This window comes from Lapillicoccus sp., assembly GCF_046595215.1.
Lineage (GTDB): Bacteria > Actinomycetota > Actinomycetes > Actinomycetales > Dermatophilaceae > Lapillicoccus.
The window spans coordinates 1-3,174 of record NZ_JBKJPP010000023.1 but is presented as its reverse complement, the minus strand read 5'-3'; the positions used below and the strand labels follow the sequence as shown (position 1 = coordinate 3,174).

At 65.9% G+C, this 3,174-nt stretch carries 5 protein-coding genes; 2 read left to right on the top strand and 3 right to left on the bottom strand.

Features of this window, described 5'->3' with window-relative positions; translation table 11 throughout:
- Window positions 1-315: 315 nt before the first annotated feature.
- Window positions 316-708 (bottom strand): type II toxin-antitoxin system VapC family toxin, encoded by a 393-nt coding sequence (locus tag ACLL9L_RS02245; RefSeq protein ID WP_411283018.1) that lies wholly within the window; start codon window positions 706-708, stop codon window positions 316-318.
- Window positions 705-932, bottom strand: coding sequence for a FitA-like ribbon-helix-helix domain-containing protein (locus tag ACLL9L_RS02240; protein WP_411283017.1), 228 nt, complete (start codon window positions 930-932; stop codon window positions 705-707). The genes ACLL9L_RS02245 and ACLL9L_RS02240 overlap by 4 nt, the downstream gene beginning before the upstream one ends.
- A gap of 349 nt (window positions 933-1,281) precedes the next feature.
- On the opposite strand from ACLL9L_RS02240, the gene ACLL9L_RS02235 reads away from it, so the two are divergent.
- Window positions 1,282-1,875, top strand: a complete 594-nt coding sequence (locus ACLL9L_RS02235; protein ID WP_411283016.1) for a DUF1326 domain-containing protein — start codon at window positions 1,282-1,284, stop codon at window positions 1,873-1,875.
- 106 nt (window positions 1,876-1,981) lie between these two features.
- Entirely contained in the window at window positions 1,982-2,641 is a 660-nt protein-coding gene (locus ACLL9L_RS02230; RefSeq protein ID WP_411283015.1) for a DUF2182 domain-containing protein, read from the top strand.
- A 261-nt stretch (window positions 2,642-2,902) separates the two neighbouring features.
- On the opposite strand, the gene ACLL9L_RS02225 is transcribed toward ACLL9L_RS02230, so the two are convergent.
- On the bottom strand, window positions 2,903-3,174 hold a 272-nt coding region (locus ACLL9L_RS02225; RefSeq protein WP_411283014.1), incomplete at its 5' end, for a hypothetical protein.

Here is a 3,174-nt window from a genome sequence, read left to right as displayed (position 1 = left end):
ACCTCGAACCCAGCCTCGTTTTGGAGCGCCTTGGACTTGGTCTTAGACAACTCGGCATTCCCTTCTACGTCGTGAGCAGGCCAGCCCTGGACGAAGCGCCGGCAGCCACGTTACGAGTCGGCATCCACACTCGGGCCATGTCCCTATCAGCGGTCACAAACGTCCGGCGACCCCGGTGACAGCACCTCTGAGATCATCCGAACAGGAGCCGTGAGTCATGCCGGGGCCGTTGGCCTGCACCTCCAAGGTGAGGGCTCCAAGAAGGTAACGGGAGCCGGAAAGACGCAGAGGCAGATTGGTGCCCCTCGTGGCAGGTCAGTGTGTTCTTGGGAAGACCCGAACCTGTGCCTCATGGCCAGCACCAGCCAGCTTGGCGTCGCAGGTGAAGAGCGGCGCGTCGAGCGCTTCGGCCAGCGCGAGGTAGCAGGCGTCGTGGCTGGTGTACTGGTGGCGCAGGAGCCAGATGCGATCCGCCAGCGGATGGATCTCATGGCGGGTGATAGACAGGGCGAAGTGGTCGTGGCGGGCCTCCTCGGCCGTGCCCGGCTCGAGTTTGCCGCCGAGCAGGAGCCCACGCAGGGCGGAGAGCACCTCGACGTCGAGCAGGTGGGGGGCGGCCACGGCTTCGGCCAGGCCGTCCAGCAACTCGTTCTCAGGGTCGCGTCCGATGAGCGCCTCGACCATTGCCGAGGCGTCGACCACGATCACTGGCGACCGGCTCGCACCTCGGCGACGATCTCGTCCGAGGTCGGCCCACTCGACCGGTCACGAGCCTTGAGCCTGGCGACGATCTCGGCGTTCGTCGGGCGAGCGGCGATCCTGGACAGTTCGCCTCCGACAAAGGCGGAGAGCGACTTGCCCTCGGTTGCGGCGCGCTTCTTGAGCGTCTCGGCAACCTCGTCAGAGACATCGCGGATGTAGAGGGTAGTCATGCTGCCATGATGCTAGCACTCTGCAAGCGGCGGGTCTCTGGCTCTTGACTGGGCCATCTAGCCGCCGGTCCCAAGCTCGGCTCGGCTCTGCCAATACCCCCGATTGGTAGGCATCGGGACCCGAGAGGCTTACCGCGCTGCGCGTCAAACGCGAGCAAGCCCACCACGCGGCCTCGCCCCAAGTTGCAGGCCCACGGTTGCAGGCCCACGGGCGCACCTGGAGGGAAACGCTTGAACGGAACCCCCCTGTGGGGCCGCTCGGGACGACTCAGTTCGGGACATAGACAGCCCTGACGGCTCCAGTTTAGGATCACCAGCAGCAGGGCACCCCGCACGGAAGGGCGACACGATGGGTTTTTCGGTCAAGGGCGACTACTTCGAGGCGTGTAGTTGCGACGTGAGTTGTCCCTGTATTTGGCTAGGGCCGGCGACGCAGGAGGCGTGCGATCTGCTGCTCGCTTGGCATGTGACGGAGGGTCAGAAAGACGGTGTGGACGTCTCCGGCCTTAACGCGGTGATGGCCGTGCACACGCCCAAGCAGATGACCGACGGCAACTGGAAGGTCGCCCTCTATCTCGATGATCGCGCGACGCCAGAGCAGTCGGAGGCGTTGGGGGCGGTCTTCTCCGGCGGCGCCGGCGGTCATTTAGCCGCCGTCGCCCCCCTGATCGGCGAAGTCGTGGGAGTCGCACCCGCGTCGATCTCGTTCAGCCGCAGCGGCGGCTCGCTTAAGGCCAGGGTCGGTGATCTGCTGTCCATGGAGTCTGAGGAGATGGTCGGTATGGACGGGTCGCATCCGCCCGTCATCACCAATTCTCTGCTAGGTGTCGTGACGCAGCCGGTGACCCAGGCCAGAGCTGGCGCAGTCCGCTACAGCGACCATTGGGACACGGAGTTCTCGGGGACCAACAGCTTCATCACCGCCTTCGCATATGAGGGCTGAGGCCGGCCCGCTCGAGGTGCCCCTGAGGCAGTTCCTAGCCTGGTGGATCAGTTTGTGTCTGATCGCGGCGCTCGGGTGGGTTGTCACAATCACTTGGGCGGCTCCGATGGGCGCTGGCCGCGGCACGATGGGGCTCTCGCTGACTGCGTTCCTGTCGGTCTGGCTCGTGATGATGGCCGCGATGATGTTCCCCTCGGTAGCCCCGATGGCGATCGTCTGGGTTCGCTCGGTGGCGGCACGGCCGACGACGCGCGAAAGGGTAGCCGGCATCGCGTCTTTTCTCGCAGGCTACCTTCTCGCGTGGGCGGCGTTCGGTGTTGTCGTGTATGCCGTGCTTACGGCGGCCGGTCAGCTCGCCGAGGGCGTGCCCGACGCCGCCCGATGGGTCGGTGCGGCCATCTTCGCGGTGGCCGGTGTCTACCAGCTGACCCCGTTGAAGGGTGCGTGCCTGAGCCACTGCCGGACGCCGGTGGGGGCGCTCTTCCACTACGCGAGTTACAAGGGCTCCGGACGCGATCTTCGCGTCGGGATCCATCACGGGTTGTACTGCATGGGTTGCTGCTGGGGACTCATGATCGTCCTGGTCGCCGTCGGCGCGATGAACGTCCCGGCGATGGTGTCGCTCGCCGGGGTGATCTTCATCGAGAAGGTCTGGCGATACGGGCCCGCGTTCTCGCGGTCGGTCGGCGTACTCCTGCTCCTCGTCGCGGCGCTCGCGCCGTTCATCCCGTCACTACTGCCCGGGCTTCGCGCCGCGCCGATGTGACCCCGCAACGCCGGGCCTGAGGGCGCTGCGCCAGTGCCGAGGCGGCGGACGCGCCGGACGCGTTCGACCCGGATCATGACGATGAGATGCCATCGGGGGATGGCCCGCGGGCGGATGAAATCCCGGCATACATCCCATGACGAAAGTGGGACGTTACCGCCCGTCTGTCGGATGAATGTCTGTCATTGTCTGGCGGTGAGGGCGGCGGGTGGGCCGTCCACGGCGGACACTCATATCGCGCCGGGCTCGGGCCGGCGTGGGCTATGGGGTGAAGACGTGCACCTTGCTCATCGGGTCGAACCACGCGGTGGACGCGCCCCCCGGGGAGAGGATCTTGTCCTGGCCGTGTTCGGTGATGACAACGCCGTACGTCCCGTGCTTGTTGTCCGCGCCTGCCGCGTCTAGGGGCGTCTTCTTCTTGGTGGTCTCTAGTCGCGACCACGACCGGGTGTCGAGGTCAAAGAACTGCGAGGACGTCACGGTTCCGGTGACATTGGAGGCGATGAACTCACCGCCGAAAGAGTAGATGCGTC

Coding starts and splice junctions, on each gene's coding strand:
- ACLL9L_RS02240 (WP_411283017.1), bottom strand. CDS start 932: ATGACTACCCTCTACATCCGCGATGTCTCTGACGAGGTTGCCGAGACG.
- ACLL9L_RS02235 (WP_411283016.1), top strand. CDS start 1,282: ATGGGTTTTTCGGTCAAGGGCGACTACTTCGAGGCGTGTAGTTGCGAC.
- ACLL9L_RS02230 (WP_411283015.1), top strand. CDS start 1,982: ATGGGCGCTGGCCGCGGCACGATGGGGCTCTCGCTGACTGCGTTCCTG.